The following is a 371-nucleotide window of genomic DNA, read 5'->3' as shown; positions in this document are numbered from 1 at the left end:
ATCAGTGAGCTGTCCACTGGCGGGAGTAACGGGCATATCCCCAACTGAAGTGGCGAGACACTCGAAACGCTTTTGCAGCTTGATATTGCCAGCACGGTAAGCAGCAATAGTGCCTTTTGCTTTTTTCTCAGCATCTACCACCCCTTGTTGATATGCCTTTAATCCGGCCGATTGTGCAGCCTGAAGTTGGGCCTCTTTATCGGTGGCACTCTTTTTGGCGGCTATTTCTGTGTCTCTGTCTGACTTGTCACGATTAGCCCACTTAAGAGACCACTCCGAATTTTTACTATCGCTACATTGATCCCTTCCCAATATTGATGCCAGGATAAATCAGAGATCCGGGTCGGTTTGCAGGCTTCGGACAAATTCTT

The 371-nt window shown here is 48.2% G+C and carries 1 pseudogene; it reads right to left on the bottom strand.

Going from position 1 to position 371, the window contains the following annotated elements:
• A pseudogene (locus V2A85_RS24580) lies at window positions 1–312 on the bottom strand (hypothetical protein); the annotation flags it as partial.
• Window positions 313–371: the final 59 nt, after the last annotated feature.

Source organism: Yersinia sp. 1252 StPb PI, assembly GCF_048593885.1.
GTDB classification, from domain to species: Bacteria; Pseudomonadota; Gammaproteobacteria; order Enterobacterales; family Enterobacteriaceae; genus Yersinia; species Yersinia enterocolitica_E.
The sequence above is the reverse complement of the archived record's forward strand: the minus strand, read 5'-3'. Positions and strand labels throughout refer to the sequence as shown.